The organism is Streptomyces sp. NPDC006314, assembly GCF_040613075.1.
In the GTDB taxonomy this organism is placed as follows: domain Bacteria; phylum Actinomycetota; class Actinomycetes; order Streptomycetales; family Streptomycetaceae; genus Streptomyces.
In genome coordinates this window covers 265,707-283,912 of sequence record NZ_JBEXRL010000005.1, presented here as the reverse complement: position 1 = coordinate 283,912, position 18,206 = coordinate 265,707, and the positions used below count along the sequence as shown (strand labels likewise).

The window sequence follows — 18,206 nt, the reverse complement described above, 5'->3', positions numbered from 1 at the left end:
GTTGCCGGGGCGGCTCGGAGTCACCCCGAACGGGGTGCCGGCGGCTGCGCCGGTTGACGTGGTCAGCCGTTCAGGAAGTCGGCGCGGGCGAGCAGGCCGGTGTCGGCGTTGTCGGTGAAGACGCCGTCGATGCCGGTCGAGAAGTACGTCCTGAAGGCGCCGAAGACGTCACCGTAGGCGTCCGCCGCGCTGCCCTCGCGGTACTCGGCCGGCAGGAAGGGATTCTCGTTGCGCATGGTGTACGGGTGCAGGATCAGGCCCACCCTGTGCGCGTCGGCGACCAGTGTGGTCGGTTCGGCCAGGGTGCCGTCCGCGTTCCTGGGGATGACCAGGTCCAGGGTCGGGCCGATGCCCTGCGCGTAGCCGGCGATCTCCCTGAGGCCCTTGGGGGTGATCAGATCCGCGACCGTGCGTGGGTCGCCCGCCTCGACGAAGTCCCAGGGGCGGCTGCTCGCCGAGGACAGCAGGACGACGAGCGGGTTGTCGACCAATTGGTTCAGCTTCTGGATGCTGCTCGGCTCGAAGGACTGCAGGACGACCGGCGAGTTCCGGCCGTCCTTGCCGTGCTTGCGCAGCAACTTCGCGACCCGCTCCTCGAGGCCGAGGCCGAGCTTGCGGAAGTAGGTGGGGTGCTTGGTCTCGGGGTAGATCCAGACCTGCTTGCCGCGCTTGCGGGTCTGCTCGTCCTGCCACGTGAGGACCTCTTCGAACGTGGGTATCTCCCAGCGTCCGTTGTAGAGGGTGTTGTGCGGCCGGTTGGCCGGGATGCGCTCGATCGCGCGCAGCGTCTTCAGCTCGGCGAGCGTGAAATCCTCGGCGAACCAGCCCGTGGTGGCGACGCCGTCGAGGACCTTGGTGGTCCTGCGGTCGGCGAACTCGGGGTGGGAGGCGACGTCCGTGGTGCCGCCGATCTCCGGCTCGTGCCGGCAGACGAGGTGGCCGTCCCTGGTGGGGACGAGGTCACCGGCCTCGACGATGTCGGCGCCCAAATCCAGGGCCAGGTCGTACGAGCCGAAGGTGTGCTCGGGGCGGTAGCCGCTGGCCCCGCGGTGGCCGATGATCGTCGGCACCGGCAGGCTCTTCAGCCCGCGTCCTCCGTGCCCGGCCGTCCGGGCTTCGGCGGCTCCGGCCGCGCCGGGCAGCCCGAGGACCGCTCCGCCCGCGCCGAGCACCGCGGCGCCGAGGATCGCCCGCCGTCCCGTGCTGCCCTGTGTCCGCTCGTTCGTCTGGTCGCCGCCCATCAGCGCCCTCCTGCCGTCCGCCGTGCGTCTGTTCCCGGCGCCCCGCGCGCCTTCGGTGCGCGCCGATCGTAGGGCCGCGTACATGGCGGAGGGGAGTCCTGGGTTCGAACACGCGGGTGATGCCTGGTGTCCTGTGGATGGCGGAAGGTGACGGTCCGTCGGCATCGGCGGGCAGGGCCCGGGTAACCGGAGGACGAGGGCTCCGCGCGATGTCCGTCACACCGTCGCCACGGTGTCACGGGCCGTCCCGGGCACGGCACCGCAGGTAAACCCGCGTCAACACTTCGTAAGGCCTCGGTGAACCGGGCCTCCCCGATGTGCGCTCGCCGGGGCGCCGCGAGTAATGTCCTCACCTGCACAGACTCATATCGCTTCCCCTCGGCATCGGAGGACCCGTTGTCCCGCTTCGCGCTCATCAAGGCAGTGCTCGGACCGATCATGCGCCTGATGTTCCGCCCACAGGTGGAGGGCGCGGAGCACATCCCCGGGGAGGGTCCGGTCATTCTGGCCGGTAATCACCTCACGTTCATCGACTCGATCGTGTTGCCGATCGTCACCAAGCGGCAGGTGTTCTTCATCGGCAAGGACGAGTACGTCACCGGCAAGGGCTTCAAGGGCCGGCTGATGGCGTGGTTCTTCACCGGTGTCGGCATGATCCCGGTGGACCGGGACGGGGCGAGCGGTGGCGTGGCCGCGCTGATGACCGGGCGTCGGATCCTGGAGGAGGGCAAGGTCTTCGGGATCTACCCCGAGGGCACGCGGTCGCCCGACGGGCGGCTGTACCGGGGGCGCACCGGCATCGCGCGGCTGACGCTGATGACCGGTGCACCGGTCGTTCCCTTCGCGATGATCGGCACGGACAAGCTGCAGCCGGGCGGGCGCGGGATTCCGCGTCCCGGCCGGGTCACCGTCCGGTTCGGCGAGGCGATGGAGTTCTCGCGGTACGAGGGCATGGACCGGGACCGGTATGTGCTGCGGGCCGTGACCGACTCCGTCATGGCCGAGGTCATGCGGCTGTCGGGCCAGGAGTACGTGGACATGTACGCCACGAAGGCCAAGGCCGCGTAGGACCTCACGGGCGGACGGACGCCACGGGCGCGGTGGCCCGCGTCCGTCCGCCTGCTGGTGGAATCTGCCCCTGGCACATCCGGCATTCGGCCGTATCCGCCCGGCCGTATAAGCACACAACATGTCTTATTTAGGCATGTTCAAACCTTCTCGGCGTACCCTGCTCCGTACCCCGATCGCCGCCGCCGGCGCGGGCCTCCTGGCAGCCTGCACCGGCTCCGACTCCGAGCCCCGCCCCGGCCCCCAACGCGCGATCACCGGGGGGAAGTTCGTCCCGGCAGGGCCCCGAGGGTACGTCAACCCGTCGGATCCCGAGGTCCTCGCCGCCGAGCGGAAACGCGGATCCGGCCCCGTACGCACGTACCGGATCACGGCTGCCGAGACCACGCTGGACCTGGGCGGCCGGTCCGTCCGAAGCTGGGCGTACAACGAGGAGGTACCGGGCCCGCTGGTGCGCGTCACCGCCGGTGACGTGCTCAACCTGACGCTCGCCAACCGGCTGCCCGCCACGACCACGCTGCACTCCCACGGGGTGCGGCTGCGTTGTGACATGGACGGCGTTCCGGACCTGACCCAGCAGGCCATCCACCCCGGGTCCGATTTCCGCTACCGCTTCACCATCAGGTATCCGGGCACCTACCTGCTCCACTCCCACGTCGGGATGCAACCCGACCGAGCCCTCTACGCACCGCTCATCGTCGACGACCCCAGAGAACCCCTCTCCTACGACAAGGAGTGGGTGGTGGTCCTGGACGACTGGCTCGACGGCGTGGAAGGCTCAACCCCCGAGGAGGTCCTGAGGCAGCTCAAGCCCGGCGGCTCCATGGACATGGGAAACATGGCCATGGGTCCTGGCCACGGGAGCCCGGGTCCCCGCCGGTCGGCGAGCGCGCATCCGTCGCCGTCCGGGAAGTCCGCGGGGCCCTCCCGGGTGCTGCACAAGTCCCACAGCCGCATGCTCCACGGGGAGGGCGGCAGCGTCGCCTACCCCCACTACCTGGCCAACGGGCGCCTGCCCGCCCATCCCTCGGTGTTCCGTTGCCGCCCCGGCGACCGCATCCGGCTGCGCATCATCAACGCCGGTTCCGAGACCGCCTTCCGTGTCGCGCTGGGCGACCACACCATGACGGTCACGCACACCGACGGCTATCCCGTGAAGCACAAGAAGACCGACGCCCTCCTCATCGGCATGGCGGAGCGGTACGACGTCCTGGTCACCGCCCGGGACGGCGTCTTCCCGCTGGTCGCACTCGCCGAGGGCAAGAAGGGCCAGGCCCTCGCCGTCCTGCGCACCGACAAGGGGAAGAACCTTCCCTCACCCGATGTCCGCCCGGACGAACTCGACGGGAAGACGGTCCCCGCGCGCCGCCTCGTGCCCGACGACTCGGTGGCCCTGGACGACCGCGACCCCGATCGCGAGTTGCGCATCAAGGTCACCGGCGGCATGAAGAAGTTCGACTGGGGGTTCGACCACCAGGCCTACTCCGTCCGGCACCGCCATCCGGTCCGCGCCGGTGAACGGGTACGGCTCACCCTCATCAACGCCACGGACATGTGGCATCCGATGCACCTTCACGGGCACACCTTCGCGCTGACCGGCGTGGATTCCGTGGGCGCCCGCAAGGACACCGCGCTTGTGCTGCCGCACCGGAAGCTGGTCATCGAATTCGACGCCGACAACCCGGGGCTGTGGATGCTGCACTGTCACAACCAGTACCACTCGGAGAGCGGGATGATGACGGTGCTCGGGTACCGGCGGTGACGTGCGAGGGGGTTCGGGCGGTCGCCGGTGCGGGTGCGCGAGGGCTGCTCGCGCGGTTCCCCGCGCCCCCGGGGGACTCACCTCAGCCGGTACCTTCCAGTTTCTGACCCTTCAGCAGGAACCACGCCGCCACCGCCGTGCCCAGCAGGACGGCCGCTCCCGCACCTGAGGCCAGGTGGAGGCCGTGGACGAAGGAGCCGCGGGCCGCGTCGAGCAGGGCCTCCGCCGAGTGGGGGGACATGCGTGCCGACGCTTCGACCGCCGCGCCCAGTGACTCGTGGGCCTGGGCCGGGGTGCCGGCCGGGCCCGTGAAATCGCGGTAGACGCCGGTCACGATGGACCCCAGCAGGGCGATGCCCAGGGCCGCGCCCAGTTCGTACGCCGTCTCGGAGACCGCCGAGGCGGCACCCGCCTGTTCCTTGGGCACGCTGGAGAGGATCACGTCGGCGGTGACCGTGAAGGAGAAGCCCGCGCCGACGCCCACGACCAGGAGGGTGGCGCCGAGGACCGGGTAGCCGGTGGACTGGCCGAACGTAGTCAGCGCGGCCAGGGCCAGTCCGACGGCCGCCAGACCGCCCGAGACCACCGCGCGGACCGAGAAACGCCGGGCCGCGCGGCCCGCGAGCAGACCGGCCGCCACCGCGCCGACGGCGGCGGGCAGTTCGGCGAGGCCGGCCTCGAACGGGCGCCTGCCCTGGACGAGCTGAAGATACTGGGAGAGGAAGAAGACCAGACCGGACATGCCGAGGACGGTCAGCAGATCGGCGAGGACCGCTCCACTGAACCCGCGGCGCCGGAACAGCCGCATGTCCAGCAGCGGGACGGGCATGGTGAACTGGCGGTGGACGAAGCCGTGGAGGGCCGCCGCGCCCAGCAGGCCCGCGGCCGACGTGGGCCAGGTGAGGCCGTGCGTGGCGATCTCCTTGACCGCGTACACGATGCCGATCATGCCGACGAGGGACAGGACGACGCTGGCCAGGTCCCAGGGGCCGGGATTCGGGTTGCGGGACTCGGGCAGCGTACGGATGCCGACGAGGACCAGGACCGCCATCACCGGCAGGTTGATCAGGAAGACCGAGCCCCACCAGAAGTGTTCGAGGAGGAATCCGCCCGCGATCGGGCCGACGGCCGTGCCGGCGGAGGCGGTGGCGCCCCAGATGCCGACGGCGAGGCTCCGCTCGCGCGGGTCGTGGAAGAGGTTGCGGATCAGGGCGAGGGTGGCGGGCATCAGGGTCGCGCCCGCGACGCCGAGCAGGGCCCGCGCCAGGATCATCAGCTCGGGGGTCGTCGCGTAGGCGTTGAGCACGGAGATCGCGCCGAACGCGGTCGCGCCGCCTAGCAGGATTCGCTTGCGGCCGATGCGGTCGCCGAGGCTGCCCATGGAGACCAGCAGGCCGGCGATGACGAAGGAGTAGACGTCACCGATCCACAGGAGCTGGGTGCCGGAGGGGGCCAGGTCTTCGCTGATGTAGGGGGTCGCCAGGCCGAGGACGGTGGCGTCGACGGCCACCAGCAGCACGGCCAGGACGAGGACGGAGAGCGCCAGCCAGCGGCCCGGGCGCTTCTCCACCTCCGTCGCGCGAGCCGGCTGCAGGGTGCTGGTCATGATTCCTCTCTTCGTTACGCGTTGGTGCGTCGTGCGCCGCCGAGCAGCAGCTCGACGATCATGTAGGTGAAGTCCTTGGCGGCCACGCGGCCCTCGCTCACGGCCCAGGCGCCGGAGGCCAGCAGGCCGTACAGCGCCTCGGTGAGCCAGGCCGGAGTGAGGTCGATGCGGAACTCGCCGGTCTCCTGACCGCGCCGGAACAGGGCGGTGAGGCGCTCGTCGATGCGGGCCCAGCCCTGGTTCTGCTGCTCGCCCTCGAACAGCTGGTTCTCGGTATAGAGGAAGGCGAGCAGTCCGGCGCAGGGCTCGATCGCGCGAACCAGGCGGTGTACGGCCTCGCCCGCCGGGCCCTGGTCCAGGCGGGCCGTGTCCAGCGCCGCCTCGCACTCGGCGATGCCGAGTGCCTCCAGCGCCCGTACGAGCGCGTCGCGGCCGGCGAAGTGGCGGTGCAGCGTGGCACGGCTGATCCCGGCGGCCTTGGCGACCTCGTCCATGGTCGCGGTGGACTTACGGGTCAGCAGGGCGGCTGCACAGCGCAGTACGTGGTCACGATCGAGGGCCATGAGACAACAATAGCCCATGTGAGACATGAATGTCTCACGACGGGCATGCGTGACTCATAGCTGCTGGTCATCGCCGGTGCCAGCAGCTGATCATCGCGGTGCTCCGTCAGTGCCAGGGCAGCTGTCCGCGCCGCTCCCAGTAGGCGCGCGGGTCCTCCGCCAGCGTGGCGAGGCGGGTCAGCTGGTCCGCGTCCAGGTCGACGGCGGGAGCGTGGAGGTTGGAGACGAGCTGAGTGACGGTCGCGGCGCCGGAGAGGACGACGCCGGCCCAGGGCCGGCGCAGGATCCACGCGAGGGCCACGGCGTCACAGCCGAGGGAGGTCTCCTCGGCCACGGCCCGCAGTGCGTCCGGGGCGTGCGGCGCGGCCAGCCGGCCGTTGGCCATGCCCTCCTTGACGATCACGGTGAGCCCGGCGTCGTGCGCCTCGGCGAGGGCGGACTCCGCCGAGGTCTCCAGGGCGTTGTAGGTCGACTGGACGGTACGGAAGAGGGGCTCGCCGTCGACCGTGACGGCGAGGGCGGCGCGGATGGCGTCGGCCTGGGCGGGGCCGCTGGTGGAAAAGCCGACGGTCAGGCCCTCGGCGGCGGCTTCGGCCAGTCTGGCGTGGAGTTCCTTGTCGGTGAGGGCGGGGCTGTCCGGGGTCACCGAGTGGATCTGGTAGAGGTCGAGCCGGTCGCCGAGCAGGGCGTCGCTCTCGGCGCGCTGCCGCTCGTAGGCGGCGAGGCTGTGGTCCTTGACCTCGTGCCGCTCGGCGTCGGTGGACCAGTCGGCGGTGTAGGTGTAGCCCCACTTGCTGCCGACCACGATGTCGTCGATGTCGGGGCGCGCGTTCAGCCAGTCGGCGAGGAACTCCTCCGAACGCCCGTAGGAACGGGCCACGTCGAAGTAACGGACACCCTGGGCGTAGGCGGCGTCGAGCAGTTCGTGGGTGCGCTCGCGCAGCGCGTCGACACTGCGGACCGGCGGGAGATCCTGCTCACGGCCGAGATTGATGTAGCCGGGACGGCCTACGGCGGCCAGGCCCAGTCCGAGGTGGCAGGTCGGCGTCGTGGCGGTCGTGAGACGGGCGAAGGGCATCGCGGGCTCCGTTCGGTCGGCTCCTACGGCTCAGGACCAACGTAACCGCGATGCTCCGCCGCCACCCGCGTGCCGCACACGAACGCCGCACGCGTCACGCACCCGACGCACGTCGACCGCTCCCGCCCGCGGGCGATCCCGACGGGCGGGGCACAGGGGCGGATGCCGCCCCACGGACCACGGAGTCCGACTCCGAGCCCAGAGGACTCGGGTCCCGGGCCCAGGGGCTCCGGGCGCGACCTCGCCCGGGTCGGGGCGGAGTCACCAGCTCGGCCGCAACCCGGACGGAGGCACGGCCGCAGCCCCCGGCTCGGGGGCACAACGGGCTCCCCCGGAGTCCCGGCCGCAGACCGCCCGCTCGGGCCCAGCCCACCGGCCCCGGGGCGCAACCCCGCGCGGTCCGGGGCGGAGCCCCAGGATCGGCTCGGCCTCTCAGGAGGCCGGGCCGGCTGGGCGGGCGAGTCACCGCTTGGCGGTGGCCCACGCCCGCTGCGCGGACACGTCCGCCTTGACCTCCGCCAGCTGGACGGCGACCGCGCTGGGCGCCGTGCCGCCGCGGCCGTTGCGAGAGGCGAGGGCGCCGGGGACGTTCAGGACCGTGCGGACCTCAGGGGTGAGGTGGGCGGAGATCTTCGCGAACTGCTCGTCCGTGAGGTCGTCCAGTTCCTTGCCCTCGGCCTCGGCGACCTTCACACACTCCCCCGCGACCTCATGCGCCACGCGGAACGGCACGCCCTGCTTGACCAGCCACTCGGCGATGTCGGTCGCGAGCGAGAAGCCGGCCGGGGCCAGTTCCTCCATGCGCTCGCGGTGGACGGTGAGGGTGGCGATCATGCCGGTGAAGGCGGGCAGCAGCACCTCCAGCTGGTCGCAGGAGTCGAAGACCGGCTCCTTGTCCTCCTGGAGGTCGCGGTTGTAGGCGAGCGGGAGGGCCTTGAGGGTCGCGAGGAGACCGGTGAGGTTGCCGATCAGACGGCCCGACTTGCCGCGGGCCAGCTCGGCGATGTCCGGGTTCTTCTTCTGCGGCATGATCGACGAGCCCGTGGAGAACGCGTCGTGCAGGGTCACGAAGGAGAACTCCTTCGTGTTCCAGATGATGATCTCCTCGGCGATCCGTGAGAGGTTGACGCCGATCATCGCGGTGATGAAGGCGAACTCGGCGACGAAGTCACGGGAGGCCGTGCCGTCGATGGAGTTGCCGACGCTGCCGTGTTCGAAACCGAGGTCCTCGGCCACCGCCTCCGGGTCCAGGCCGAGGGAGGAGCCCGCGAGGGCACCGGAGCCGTACGGCGACACGGCCGTCCGCTCGTCCCACTGGCGCAGCCGCTCCGCGTCCCGGGACAGGGACTGCACGTGTGCGAGGACATGGTGGGCGAAGAGCACCGGCTGGGCGTGCTGGAGGTGCGTGCGGCCGGGCATCGCCACGTCCGGGTGGGCCTCGGCCAGGCCGGTCAGCGCGTCCTGGAGGTCGGCGATCAGGCCGCCGATGATCCGGGCGTGGTCGCGCAGGTACATCCGGAAGAGGGTCGCGACCTGGTCGTTGCGGGACCGGCCCGCGCGGAGCTTGCCGCCCAGGTCGGGGCCGAGGCGCTCCAGCAGGCCGCGCTCGAGGGCGGTGTGGACGTCCTCGTCGGCGATGGTCCCGACGAAGGAGCCGTCGGCGACGTCCGCCTCGAGCCGGTCGAGCCCGGCGAGCATGCGCCGCAGCTCGTCCTCGGTGAGGAGCCCCGCCTTGTGCAGCACGCGCGCGTGGGCACGCGAACCGGCGATGTCGTAGGGCGCGAGCCGCCAGTCGAAGTGGACGGACGCGGACAGCTTCGCCAGGGCCTCGGCGGGACCGTCGGCGAAGCGGCCGCCCCAGAGCCGTACGTCACCGCTGTTGCTGCTCACTTGCGTTGCTCCTCGGAGATGTCTTTGCGTCGCAGATGTCTCTGCGCGACCGCCTCCCCACCCTTGCAGGCGAGGAGGCGGCTGTCAGCTGATGCGTGTGAGGTGACCCGGAAGCCTTACGCCAGGTCGCGCTTGGCGGCGATCTTCGACGACAGGCTGTAGATGTCGATGAAGCCCTTGGCCGCCGCCTGGTCGAAGGTGTCGCCGGTGTCGTAGGTGGCGAGGTTGAAGTCGTACAGCGACGACTCCGAGCGCCGGCCGGTGACGACCGCGCGGCCGCCGTGCAGGGTCATGCGGATGTCGCCGGAGACGTGCTGGTTCGCCTCGTCGATGAAGCCGTCGAGGGCGCGCTTGAGCGGGGAGAACCACTGGCCGTCGTAGACGAGTTCGCCCCAGCGCTGCTCGACCTGCCGCTTGTAGCGGGCCAGCTCGCGCTCGACGGTGACGTTCTCCAGCTCCTGGTGGGCGGTGATCAGGGCGATCGCGCCCGGAGCCTCGTACACCTCGCGGGACTTGATGCCGACGAGGCGGTCCTCGACCATGTCGATCCGGCCGATGCCCTGGGCGCCGGCGCGCTCGTTGAGCTGCTGGATGGCCTGCAGGACGGTGACGGGCCTTCCGTCGAGGGCGACCGGGACACCCTCCTTGAAGGTGATGATCACCTCGTCGGCCTCGCGCGGGGTGGCCGGGTTGGAGGTGTACTCGTAGATGTCCTCGATCGGGGCGTTCCAGATGTCCTCCAGGAAGCCCGTCTCGACGGCGCGCCCGAAGACGTTCTGGTCGATGGAGTACGGGGACTTCTTGGTGGTGGCGATCGGGAGCTGCTTCTCCTCGCAGAAGGCGATCGCCTTGTCCCGGGTCATCGCGTAGTCACGGACCGGGGCGATGCACTTCAGGTCGGGGGCGAGGGCGACGATGCCGGCCTCGAAGCGGACCTGGTCGTTGCCCTTGCCGGTGCAGCCGTGGGCGACCGTGGTGGCGCCGTGCTTCTTGGCGGCGGCGACGAGGTGCTTGACGATCGTCGGCCGGGAGAGGGCGGAGACCAGCGGGTAGCGGTCCATGTAGAGGGCGTTGGCCTTGATCGCCGGAAGGCAGTACTCGTCGGCGAACTCGTCCCTGGCGTCGGCGACCTCGGCCTCGACGGCACCGCACGCGAGAGCGCGCTTGCGGATGACGTCCAGGTCCTCGCCGCCCTGGCCGACGTCGACCGCAACGGCGATGACCTCGGCGCCCGTCTCCTCGGCGATCCAGCCGATGGCGACGGAGGTGTCCAGACCGCCTGAGTAGGCGAGTACGACGCGCTCGGTCACGGGGTTCTCCTCACAGTGCATTCGCTGACATGCATGAGTATGCAGAACTCTGCATGGTTCGTCAATCGCCACTTCGAGTGGCGTGCGATCCGGGAGTTCGGCAGAGGAGAACAACGCCATCCTCGGCCCCCTCGAGGACAAGCGCGCCTCCACCATCGACCGCATCGCCATCGCCATCGGCCGCACCTCGGCCAAGCCCACCGGCCTCGGCTCACTGGCCGCCTGCACGCTCGCGCGGTGATCTGACAGGCAGCCGTGGCCGCCCCGGCCGAAGCGGGCACGGCGATCTCCTCCGGTCCCGCCCCGCGCCGGTTCGGCAATTCCTTAGACAGGCGAACGAATCTCGCCGATACTCGTCAGCCATGGGAAAGATCCATGAGCGCATAGACGGCAGACTCCGCACGTTCATCGAGGAGCAGCCCCTCTTCTTCACCGCCAGCGCCCCGCTGTCCGCCGACGGCACGGTCAACCTCTCCCCCAAGGGGCTCAGGGGCTCGTTCGTCATACTGGACGAACTCACCGTGGCGTACCTGGACTTCGCCGGGTCCAACGCCGAGACCATCGCGCACCTCAGGGAGAACGGGCGGATCACCCTGATGTGGTGCGCCTTCCAGGGGCCGCCGAACATCGTGCGCGTGCACGGCCGGGGCGAGGCGGTCTTCCGTGACGACCCCCGTTTCAGGGAACTGCTCACCCGCTTCCCGGACATCGACCCGGGCGCGCACGGGCTGCGCGCCATCATCGTCGTCCATGCCGAGGTGGTGCGGGACAGCTGCGGGTACGCCGTTCCTTACATGGCGTACGAGGAGGATCGCGACCTGCACGCAAAGCGCTTCACGCGCGAGGACGACGCCTCGCTGAGCGCCTACTTCGCCAAGAAGGAGTACATCGCGACGAGCATGGACGGACTCCCCGGGCTGCCGTTGCCGCTCCCCCCGTCCACCGTCTGAACCATGGCCCCGGTGCCGGCCTCGCCCTCGTCTGCGCCTCCTCCCCGACCCTGCTCGGATTCACGCGCGGACCGGAGCAGGCCGCGTTGCCCGCGCGCACGGCGGACACGGGCGGAGGCACCCAGCTGATCACCGCTCAGGCCCCGGTGAACGCCTCGACGTCGGGAACGCTCACCTGGTGGACCTGCGGGGCAGTGGGCGCGGCAGTCGCCCGGCAGGGGAGACGCCCACCGGTCGTACGCCTCCGACTCGTTGTCCTGGCACCTGCACGGACTCTCCCGCGCCAGGAGGTACTCGGCCTGCGTCCCGGCCGGCGCCGCCTCGACGCCGAAGGCGAAGGGAAGCCGTACAGCCGGGTGGGAGTCGTCTTCCGCGCCGCGCCCGAGAGCCGCCCTCGACGAGCCCGTCGGACCCGGACCGGGCCGGCGCGGCGCCGTACGCGTACGGCCTCGTCATCGGGTTCCCCTGCGACCGGCCGGTACCGGGACGCGGCGCCGGCACCTTCCCGCATGGCAACCGGCAGGCGGCCACGGGCGGTTGCGTGTCGGTGCCGGAGGATGCGATGCGACGGATCCGGCAGTGGGCCGGGCCGGGAAGCAGCCGCACGTCGCCATCGGGGCGGTGGACGGCACACGTAGGTCACGCGCTGCCGAGAGCCGCCCTCCCGGTCCGTGCGCGGTGCCATCATGTTCCTCTGGGCGTGGGAGGGGAACGAGAGACATGGACAAGGCACGCAGGGCCCTGCTCATCGGCATCGGGCGGGCGCCGGCGGTAGCCGACACACTCGAGCCGCTCGACGAGCCGGTCGAGGCGGACCTACGGCTGATGAGCACGTCGCTGCAGGCCTCCGGATACGAGGTGGAAACCCTGTCCGACGCCGGTCTGAGCCTGATCAAGTCGAAGATCTACGAGGTTGCCGCCGCGACCCCGGCGGGCGGGACGCTCCTGCTCTACTTCACCGGACACGGCCTGCGTGTCGGCCGCACCGACTACCTCGTCCCGGCCGATGCCGTTCCCCCGGCCGACGGCAACTGGCGTGCTCCGTACACGGATCTGCTGCTGCCCGCCCACATCAGTCCGCTGCTGGGAGACTGCGCGGCGGGCACCGTGCTGTGGCTCATCGACGCCTGCCGCACCGACACCGCCGGCGACGGCGAGGCGTTCGGCAACAGCATCGACAACGGCCCGCCCACCGGGGGGTTCGCGGTCCTGACCGGCTGCTCGGCCGGCGAGCACAGCGGCTACACGGGCGAGGGCAGCTTCTTCACCCGGGGCCTCGCGGACGCGCTCGGGCCGCTGACGCCGGCCCGCACCATCCAGGACGTGTTCGCCACCGCGCGGGCCAGGACCCGGGAGGCGGCCCGCCGCCACGGGCTGTCCCAGACGCCCCTGATCCGCTACGGCACCCATGCCGAGGAGGAGACCAAGCAGCGCGAGATCTGCGGCGGCCGTCCCCTTCTCGAAGCCTGGCTGGAGGCGGCGCGGTCCACGCCGCTGTGGCAGCGGGTCGCGGCCGAGGACGCGGCGAGCGTGCCCGGCTTCCAGGACGCCCTGGGCGTCTTCGTCGAGGAGTGCGCACGCTCCGTCCATCTCGCCCAGCAGCGTATGCCTTTCCCCGACCCCTGGGTCGACGACGGTTTCCCCGTCCGGCTGCTGTGCGACCGGCTGCCCCTCCTGCTGCCCGGTGACGAACCGCTCGCGGCGATCGAGGTGGCCCTGCTCGCCGCGGCTCCCTTCCTGCACGAGGTGGCCTGGGCTCAGCGGCTCAGCCAGGCGGCGGAGGTCTCCCCCGCCGACCTCGAGCGGCACACCCACGCGAGTGCCCATCGCCGCCACTACGAGCAGATCGTCGAGCAGTACGGGCGCGTCGCGCGCAAGCTGGCCCACTGCCGTGCCCGTGACCGCGTCGAGGACGCGAACGCGATCGCAATGTGGCTGGTGCACCGCTGGATCGCCGACCGCTTCCAGACCGACGACGAGGGCGTGCCGGCCACCGGGGGCGGGCTGCTGGCCGCCCGGCTGGGAGTCCCGGACGAGAGGGTGCACGAACTCTCGGAGCTGCTGCACACGGCGGCATCCGCCCTGGCCATGGTCGAGCCCTTCGACGAGTCGCACGGGTGGGCGTCCCGCAAGGTGCTCCTGCCCGGCGGGTACCAGACGTTACGGATCCGTCCCCTGGCCGCCCTGCTCCGGCTCGCCGGCCTGCTGGCCGTGGACGTGCGGACGCTCCCGGACATCGTGGCCGAGCACCTGGCCGTGACGGATCCGGTACTGCCGCAGCAGATCGTCGCGATGGCGCGCGGCCTGAGCTGGCACCGGGACGGCAACGCCCTGCACCTGGACGCGCTGTGCGCACACCAGGCCATGCACGCGGCCCTCGTGGACGTCGCGGACGAGGCGGATCGGCTGGCCGCAGAGACCGAGGAACTGGCCGGCGACTCGCGCGAGTCGGAGGCGGTGCTCCTGTCGGCCGTGCCCAGCCGCGTCACCGACCGCGACCTGCGCCCCCTCCGGGTGGGCAGCCACTCCGCCTACGAGGTTCCCCTGCTGCGCTTCCACCTCGCGCAGACCGAGGTGCGGGACCTGCTGATGGGCGAGCAACTGTACGGCGGGCGCCCGGAACTGGCGCTTCGGGAGCTGTACCAGAACGCCATGGACGCCTGCCGCTACCGGGCGATGCGCCGGGAGTACCTGACCCGCATCTCGTCCCCGCCCGCCGACTGGTCCGGCCGGATCGTGGTCACCCAGGGGCGGGACGAGCGCGGCCGCTACGTCGAGTGCCGGGACAACGGCGTCGGCATGAGCGCGGAACAGCTCAAACAGACCTTCACGCGCGCCGGCAGCCGCTTCGAGCGGTCCCGGGCCTTTCGCCAGGAGCAGTCCCGGTGGCTGCGTCATGATCCTGCCCTGCGGCTGTACCCCAACAGCCGTTTCGGGATCGGCGTGTTCAGCTACTTCATGCTCGCCGACGAGATGACGATCGTCACCCGGCAGGTCAGCCCCGAGGGCATTCCGGCCGAGCACGCGCTGCGGGTGGAGATCCCGAGCAGTGGAAGTCTCTTCCGTATCCAGCGCCACGACGGCTCGGACGACGGTCTCGCCGAGGGCGGCACACGGGTGCGGCTGTATCTGCGTGAGCAAGGGGCGGCCGACCGCCTGTCGTGCGTGCAGGTGCTGCGGGAACTGGTCAGGGTGAGCGAGTTCGCCCTGGAGGCACGAGAGGAGACGGGACAGGCGCACGTCTGGGACGCGGGCGTGCTGCAGCCCCTGCCGGGCGAGGACCCGGACGGATCGCTGGCGGCCGTGCCGGACACGCTCTGGTGGGTGCCGGGACAGGGCGCGATCCTGTGCGACGGCATCGTGACCGACCAGAAACCGTTCGGCTTCGTCGTGAACCTGACCGGACCGCACGCCGGGAAGCTCAGTGTCAGCCGGAACGAACTCCAGGCCTTCGACATGGAGTGGGTCGAGTCGCTGTGGCGGCGGGGAGCGAAGGAACTGCTCGGCTGGTCCCGCCTCTCGATGGACTGGCTGACGCAGCTGGACGAGGCGAACCCCGCGCTGGCCCGGGTGCTGGACCGGGAGTGGCGGGGCAAGGCAGTCCTCGTGCCGGGGTGGCTCGAACGGACCGTGGAGCTGGACCGGGTGGGCTGGTTCCATCTCGACCGCGACGTCGTCCACGGCAGGGGCTTGAACAGACGGGGATTCGACGCCGTCTCTCCTTGGCGCTCCGCCGCCCTGGGCGTTCCGCGACGCACCGACGACCACCCTTCGAGCCTCGTCGGACATCCGGTGCCGGCGCCCGGGGACGCCTACATCGCGACGACCCTGCTGCGTTCCTGGTCGCGCGTGGTCGCCTACGCGGCGGGGAACGAACTGCCCCTTGCGGAGGTGCTGCGCCGACAGCGAGGTCTCCGCATCGCGAGTCCCGACTTCGCACCCCCGCCCATCGGTGAAGGTGATCTGGAGTGGATCCCCGACGAGGCGGACCGCGCCCTCGCGCGCCTCTTGCACGACAGTGAGGGCGGCGCGGGCCTGGTGATGGGCGGCGACGGTTCAGAGCACTGGGGCGGTCTGGTCCTGGCCTCGGCGCGTCTCTCCGTCTCCCTGGGCGACCTCGTGCGCCACCTGACGCGGTTCACCCCCCTCCTTCCGGCGGCTCTGCCCGAGGTACCTCCGCATCACGAGCACCATGTGTGCACCGACGACGACCTCGACAGCCTCTTCATCCGTTTCCGGAGCGCGCAGGCCGTCACCTGGCGCCTGCCGGACGGCCATCTGGAGTGGCTTCAGCTGTGCGAGAGCGGGGACCTGCCTGCGACGGAGGTGCTGCGGCGGCTCACCGACTTCTCCTGGCTGGGCTGGGCTCCTCCGACCGAGGAGGAGATCTCCCGTTGGACGGACCTGGACGACGAGCTGCACGAGGTCGTGAGTCTGTTCACGACCGAGGCGCCGGACGGCACGCGGGTGCTGCACTGGGCGGCCACCGTGGACTTCGCCGACACCCTCGGGGCGGATCTGCGGGAGGCCGACCAACAGCTCTCGGCGCTGGCCGAGAACCTCGGACTGCGCTATGAGCGCAGGTACGCGGACGGCGACGCGTCCGCCGGCCATATGCCGTCGTACGACGCGGCCTTCCTGGTACGGCGGTTGAACGGCGACGGAGTCCGGCTCGAACAGGGGGTCGATCTGGAGGATCTGGCCGTGGCCCAGATGGCGAACTCGGACGAGTTCGACCTCGAGACAGCCGTCGACGACCTGCGAGCCTCAGGTGTCCGCGTCCCGGACGACATCTCCCTTCTCTTCCAATGGGACCGGCTTCCCCTGCGTGACCGCTACATCCTGTCGGGCAAGGAACCCGCCGGCGAGGACGAGGACTACGCGGCCGGGGAACTGACCTCCGCCGTCCTCTTCCACGCCGCGGCCCGGCTCAACGAGACGCTGAGCGACGTCTGGGGGCTGGCGGCCGGGCACGCCGAACGCTTCGGGCTCAGCGTGCCGCCACTCCCCGACGGCCTTGCCGATTTCCGCCCCTCCGATTCGATGAGAATCGCACTGAGCGATCAACCGGGCCGCAGCTACAGCGAGTTCGGCACGGCGGCGTGGATCCGCCTGACGCCTCTCGCCCTGGCCAGGTATGCCCAGAGGACGGCGATGGACGCGGCCTCGGCCTATCTGCGCCTGCGGCCGCTGCACGAGATAGGTGCCCTCGTGCCGGAACTCCGCGCCGATGACCTGGAGGCCCTTCGCGGCCTCATGCCCGACGCCCGGGACTTCGTCGCGCTCGGCCTCAGTCACCGTGCGGCGACCTGGGACGCCCCCTACTGCCCCCTCGACCTGGTGAGCATCGCCGGCCGCCTCGGGGAGCCGCTCCCCCGCACCGTCGCGCGCATCGCCCCCTACCTCCCCCTGTGCCCGGCCCCGAGCGTCCTCCCACCCGTACCGGAGGTCATCCCGCTCTGGCAGGACCTGGCCCTGCTCACTCAGGGCTGCAACGGACTGCTGCCCGCCCTCGAAGGCCGGGTGACCACCGGGCACATCCGGCTGGCCGCGCAGGCCACCGGCGAGAGCGAGGAGTGGATCGCGGACCGGCTCCGTCTGTACGCAACGATGTTCGAGCTGGTCATCGACGAGCGGGGGTGCGACTCCGGTGAGTGAGCCACGCGGAATGCGGCATGTGTTCTCCACGTCGTACGCGGAGACGTACGTGGGTGTGGCCCCGGAGGGCTTCGTCCGGTGCTCCGCCGGCGAGGCGCAGGGCGTCCGGGTCGAGGGGACCTGCCCGCGCTGCCTGGGCGGCACCGTCTCGGAGTACCGCTACGGGACGCCCGGCACCGGTACGAAGGGGCTGCTGGACCGGCTGAGGGCCGTACGTCAGGCTCCGGCCCCGCAGGAGCAGGACGCCGCCCTGCTGCGGGAGGTGCACTTCTGCGAGTGCGGGCATCCGCACCCCGGGCTGCCGGCCGACGCTCCGTTCGTGGGCTGCGGAGCGAGCTGGCGGCTGTCGCGACTGAGCGGTGGTGAGGGGAACGGATGAGCGCCCAGTCGGACCGGCGCTGGGCACAGCTCGCGCGGGAACTGGAATTCGCTCAGCTCCCCGAGCTGAGACGGCAGGCCGAGGGATGGCGCACCGGGCTCACCGGGCTGACCGCGCTGCTCGCCATTCTGGTCATGCTCAAGGGGCGGGACGACCTCACCCGGCTCCCGTCCGCCGCGCGGCAGACCGTGGGGGTCCTCCTCGGCCTCGCGTTCCTGCTCCTGCTGCTGGGCTCCGTCCTTGCCGTGCGCGCCGCCCACGGCGTTCCCGGCGCCCGGGTGCTCCTGGCCGGACAGGCGCTGCGTGACTGGACCCGGCAGGAGGTCGACCGGGTCTCCGGAGCGCTGCGGCACGCGGCCGGGTGCTGCGTGGCCGGGGTGACGCTGGTGGCGGTCGCCGTGGTGGTCGCGTGGGTGACGACCGGTGACTCCCCGGACCATCTGGTGCGAGTCGTGACGACCAGCGGCGAGCGCTGCGGGGAGTTCCTCGGCTCCGGGCCGGACGGTGTGGTGCTGCGAGCGGAGGGCGACCGGCGGGCCGTGCTGCCCGCGCACGCCGTCACGTCGGTGACCCCGGTCGCGAGTTGTGACTCCGGGGGCGAGTGACCCGTCCGCCGGGGGTCACGCAGGGGCTCGGGGCAGCCGAGCACCGAACGTCGTGGCCCCCGCCGCGCTCTCCATCCGCACGCTCCCCCCGCGCGC

Annotated in this window: 13 protein-coding genes and 1 pseudogene; 8 read left to right on the top strand and 6 right to left on the bottom strand. The window is 71.3% G+C overall.

Annotated elements, in window-relative coordinates; genetic code table 11:
* Nucleotides 1–62: 62 nt before the first annotated feature.
* The gene (locus ABZ079_RS11675; RefSeq protein ID WP_356939236.1) at nucleotides 63–1,241 is read right to left on the bottom strand and encodes a glycerophosphodiester phosphodiesterase; all 1,179 of its coding nucleotides are present in this window, start codon (nucleotides 1,239–1,241) and stop codon (nucleotides 63–65) included.
* 315 nt (nucleotides 1,242–1,556) lie between these two features.
* Here ABZ079_RS11675 and ABZ079_RS11670 point away from each other — a divergent pair, with 315 nt between their 5' ends.
* Together ABZ079_RS11670 and ABZ079_RS11665 are read left to right on the top strand one after the other, a co-directional pair.
* Entirely contained in the window at nucleotides 1,557–2,309 is a 753-nt protein-coding gene (locus ABZ079_RS11670; RefSeq protein WP_356939235.1) for a lysophospholipid acyltransferase family protein, read from the top strand.
* Between the two features lie 136 nt (nucleotides 2,310–2,445).
* Nucleotides 2,446–4,071, top strand: coding sequence for a multicopper oxidase family protein (locus ABZ079_RS11665; RefSeq protein WP_356939234.1), 1,626 nt, complete (start codon nucleotides 2,446–2,448; stop codon nucleotides 4,069–4,071).
* An 82-nt stretch (nucleotides 4,072–4,153) separates the two neighbouring features.
* Here ABZ079_RS11665 and ABZ079_RS11660 read toward each other — a convergent pair whose 3' ends face one another.
* From ABZ079_RS11660 to ABZ079_RS11640, 5 genes are all read right to left on the bottom strand, one after another.
* Nucleotides 4,154–5,677 (bottom strand): MFS transporter, encoded by a 1,524-nt coding sequence (locus ABZ079_RS11660; protein ID WP_356939233.1) that lies wholly within the window; start codon nucleotides 5,675–5,677, stop codon nucleotides 4,154–4,156.
* Between the two features lie 14 nt (nucleotides 5,678–5,691).
* Nucleotides 5,692–6,240 (bottom strand): TetR/AcrR family transcriptional regulator, encoded by a 549-nt coding sequence (locus ABZ079_RS11655; RefSeq protein WP_356939232.1) that lies wholly within the window; start codon nucleotides 6,238–6,240, stop codon nucleotides 5,692–5,694.
* Between the two features lie 106 nt (nucleotides 6,241–6,346).
* Nucleotides 6,347–7,318 carry an aldo/keto reductase gene (locus ABZ079_RS11650; RefSeq protein ID WP_356939231.1) on the bottom strand — a complete coding sequence of 324 codons (972 nt, stop codon included), beginning with the start codon at nucleotides 7,316–7,318 and terminating at the stop codon, nucleotides 6,347–6,349.
* A 462-nt stretch (nucleotides 7,319–7,780) separates the two neighbouring features.
* Nucleotides 7,781–9,208, bottom strand: coding sequence for an argininosuccinate lyase (gene argH, locus ABZ079_RS11645; protein WP_356939230.1), 1,428 nt, complete (start codon nucleotides 9,206–9,208; stop codon nucleotides 7,781–7,783).
* A 116-nt stretch (nucleotides 9,209–9,324) separates the two neighbouring features.
* A complete protein-coding gene (locus tag ABZ079_RS11640; protein WP_356939229.1) occupies nucleotides 9,325–10,518 on the bottom strand; it encodes an argininosuccinate synthase in 1,194 nt (397 codons plus the stop codon).
* A gap of 82 nt (nucleotides 10,519–10,600) precedes the next feature.
* Here ABZ079_RS11640 and ABZ079_RS11635 point away from each other — a divergent pair, with 82 nt between their 5' ends.
* From ABZ079_RS11635 to ABZ079_RS11610, 6 genes and pseudogenes are all read left to right on the top strand, one after another.
* Nucleotides 10,601–10,759 (top strand): hypothetical protein, encoded by a 159-nt coding sequence (locus ABZ079_RS11635; protein ID WP_356939419.1) that lies wholly within the window; start codon nucleotides 10,601–10,603, stop codon nucleotides 10,757–10,759.
* 121 nt (nucleotides 10,760–10,880) lie between these two features.
* A complete protein-coding gene (locus tag ABZ079_RS11630) occupies nucleotides 10,881–11,468 on the top strand; it encodes a pyridoxamine 5'-phosphate oxidase family protein (RefSeq protein ID WP_356939228.1) in 588 nt (195 codons plus the stop codon).
* A gap of 50 nt (nucleotides 11,469–11,518) precedes the next feature.
* Nucleotides 11,519–12,083, top strand: a pseudogene (locus tag ABZ079_RS11625) (hypothetical protein); the annotation flags it as partial.
* A 105-nt stretch (nucleotides 12,084–12,188) separates the two neighbouring features.
* Nucleotides 12,189–17,126 carry a caspase family protein gene (locus tag ABZ079_RS11620; protein ID WP_356939227.1) on the top strand — a complete coding sequence of 1,646 codons (4,938 nt, stop codon included), beginning with the start codon at nucleotides 12,189–12,191 and terminating at the stop codon, nucleotides 17,124–17,126.
* Nucleotides 17,119–17,505: a hypothetical protein gene (locus tag ABZ079_RS11615; protein WP_356939226.1), complete on the top strand. Its 387-nt coding sequence runs from the start codon at nucleotides 17,119–17,121 to the stop codon at nucleotides 17,503–17,505. The genes ABZ079_RS11620 and ABZ079_RS11615 overlap by 8 nt, the downstream gene beginning before the upstream one ends.
* Complete coding sequence (locus ABZ079_RS11610) at nucleotides 17,502–18,110, top strand: hypothetical protein (protein WP_356939225.1); 609 nt, start codon at nucleotides 17,502–17,504, stop codon at nucleotides 18,108–18,110. Before ABZ079_RS11615 ends, ABZ079_RS11610 begins: the two co-directional genes overlap by 4 nt.
* Nucleotides 18,111–18,206 lie beyond the last annotated feature (96 nt).

Bases quoted from the DNA above. Each gene is read 5' to 3' on its own strand.
- ABZ079_RS11655 (WP_356939232.1), bottom strand. From the start codon at position 6,240: ATGGCCCTCGATCGTGACCACGTACTGCGCTGTGCAGCCGCCCTGCTG.
- ABZ079_RS11620 (WP_356939227.1), top strand. From the start codon at position 12,189: ATGGACAAGGCACGCAGGGCCCTGCTCATCGGCATCGGGCGGGCGCCG.
- ABZ079_RS11670 (WP_356939235.1), top strand. From the start codon at position 1,557: ATGTGCGCTCGCCGGGGCGCCGCGAGTAATGTCCTCACCTGCACAGAC.
- ABZ079_RS11630 (WP_356939228.1), top strand. From the start codon at position 10,881: ATGGGAAAGATCCATGAGCGCATAGACGGCAGACTCCGCACGTTCATC.
- ABZ079_RS11650 (WP_356939231.1), bottom strand. From the start codon at position 7,318: ATGCCCTTCGCCCGTCTCACGACCGCCACGACGCCGACCTGCCACCTC.
- ABZ079_RS11675 (WP_356939236.1), bottom strand. From the start codon at position 1,241: ATGGGCGGCGACCAGACGAACGAGCGGACACAGGGCAGCACGGGACGG.
- ABZ079_RS11665 (WP_356939234.1), top strand. From the start codon at position 2,446: ATGTTCAAACCTTCTCGGCGTACCCTGCTCCGTACCCCGATCGCCGCC.
- ABZ079_RS11660 (WP_356939233.1), bottom strand. From the start codon at position 5,677: ATGACCAGCACCCTGCAGCCGGCTCGCGCGACGGAGGTGGAGAAGCGC.
- ABZ079_RS11610 (WP_356939225.1), top strand. From the start codon at position 17,502: ATGAGCGCCCAGTCGGACCGGCGCTGGGCACAGCTCGCGCGGGAACTG.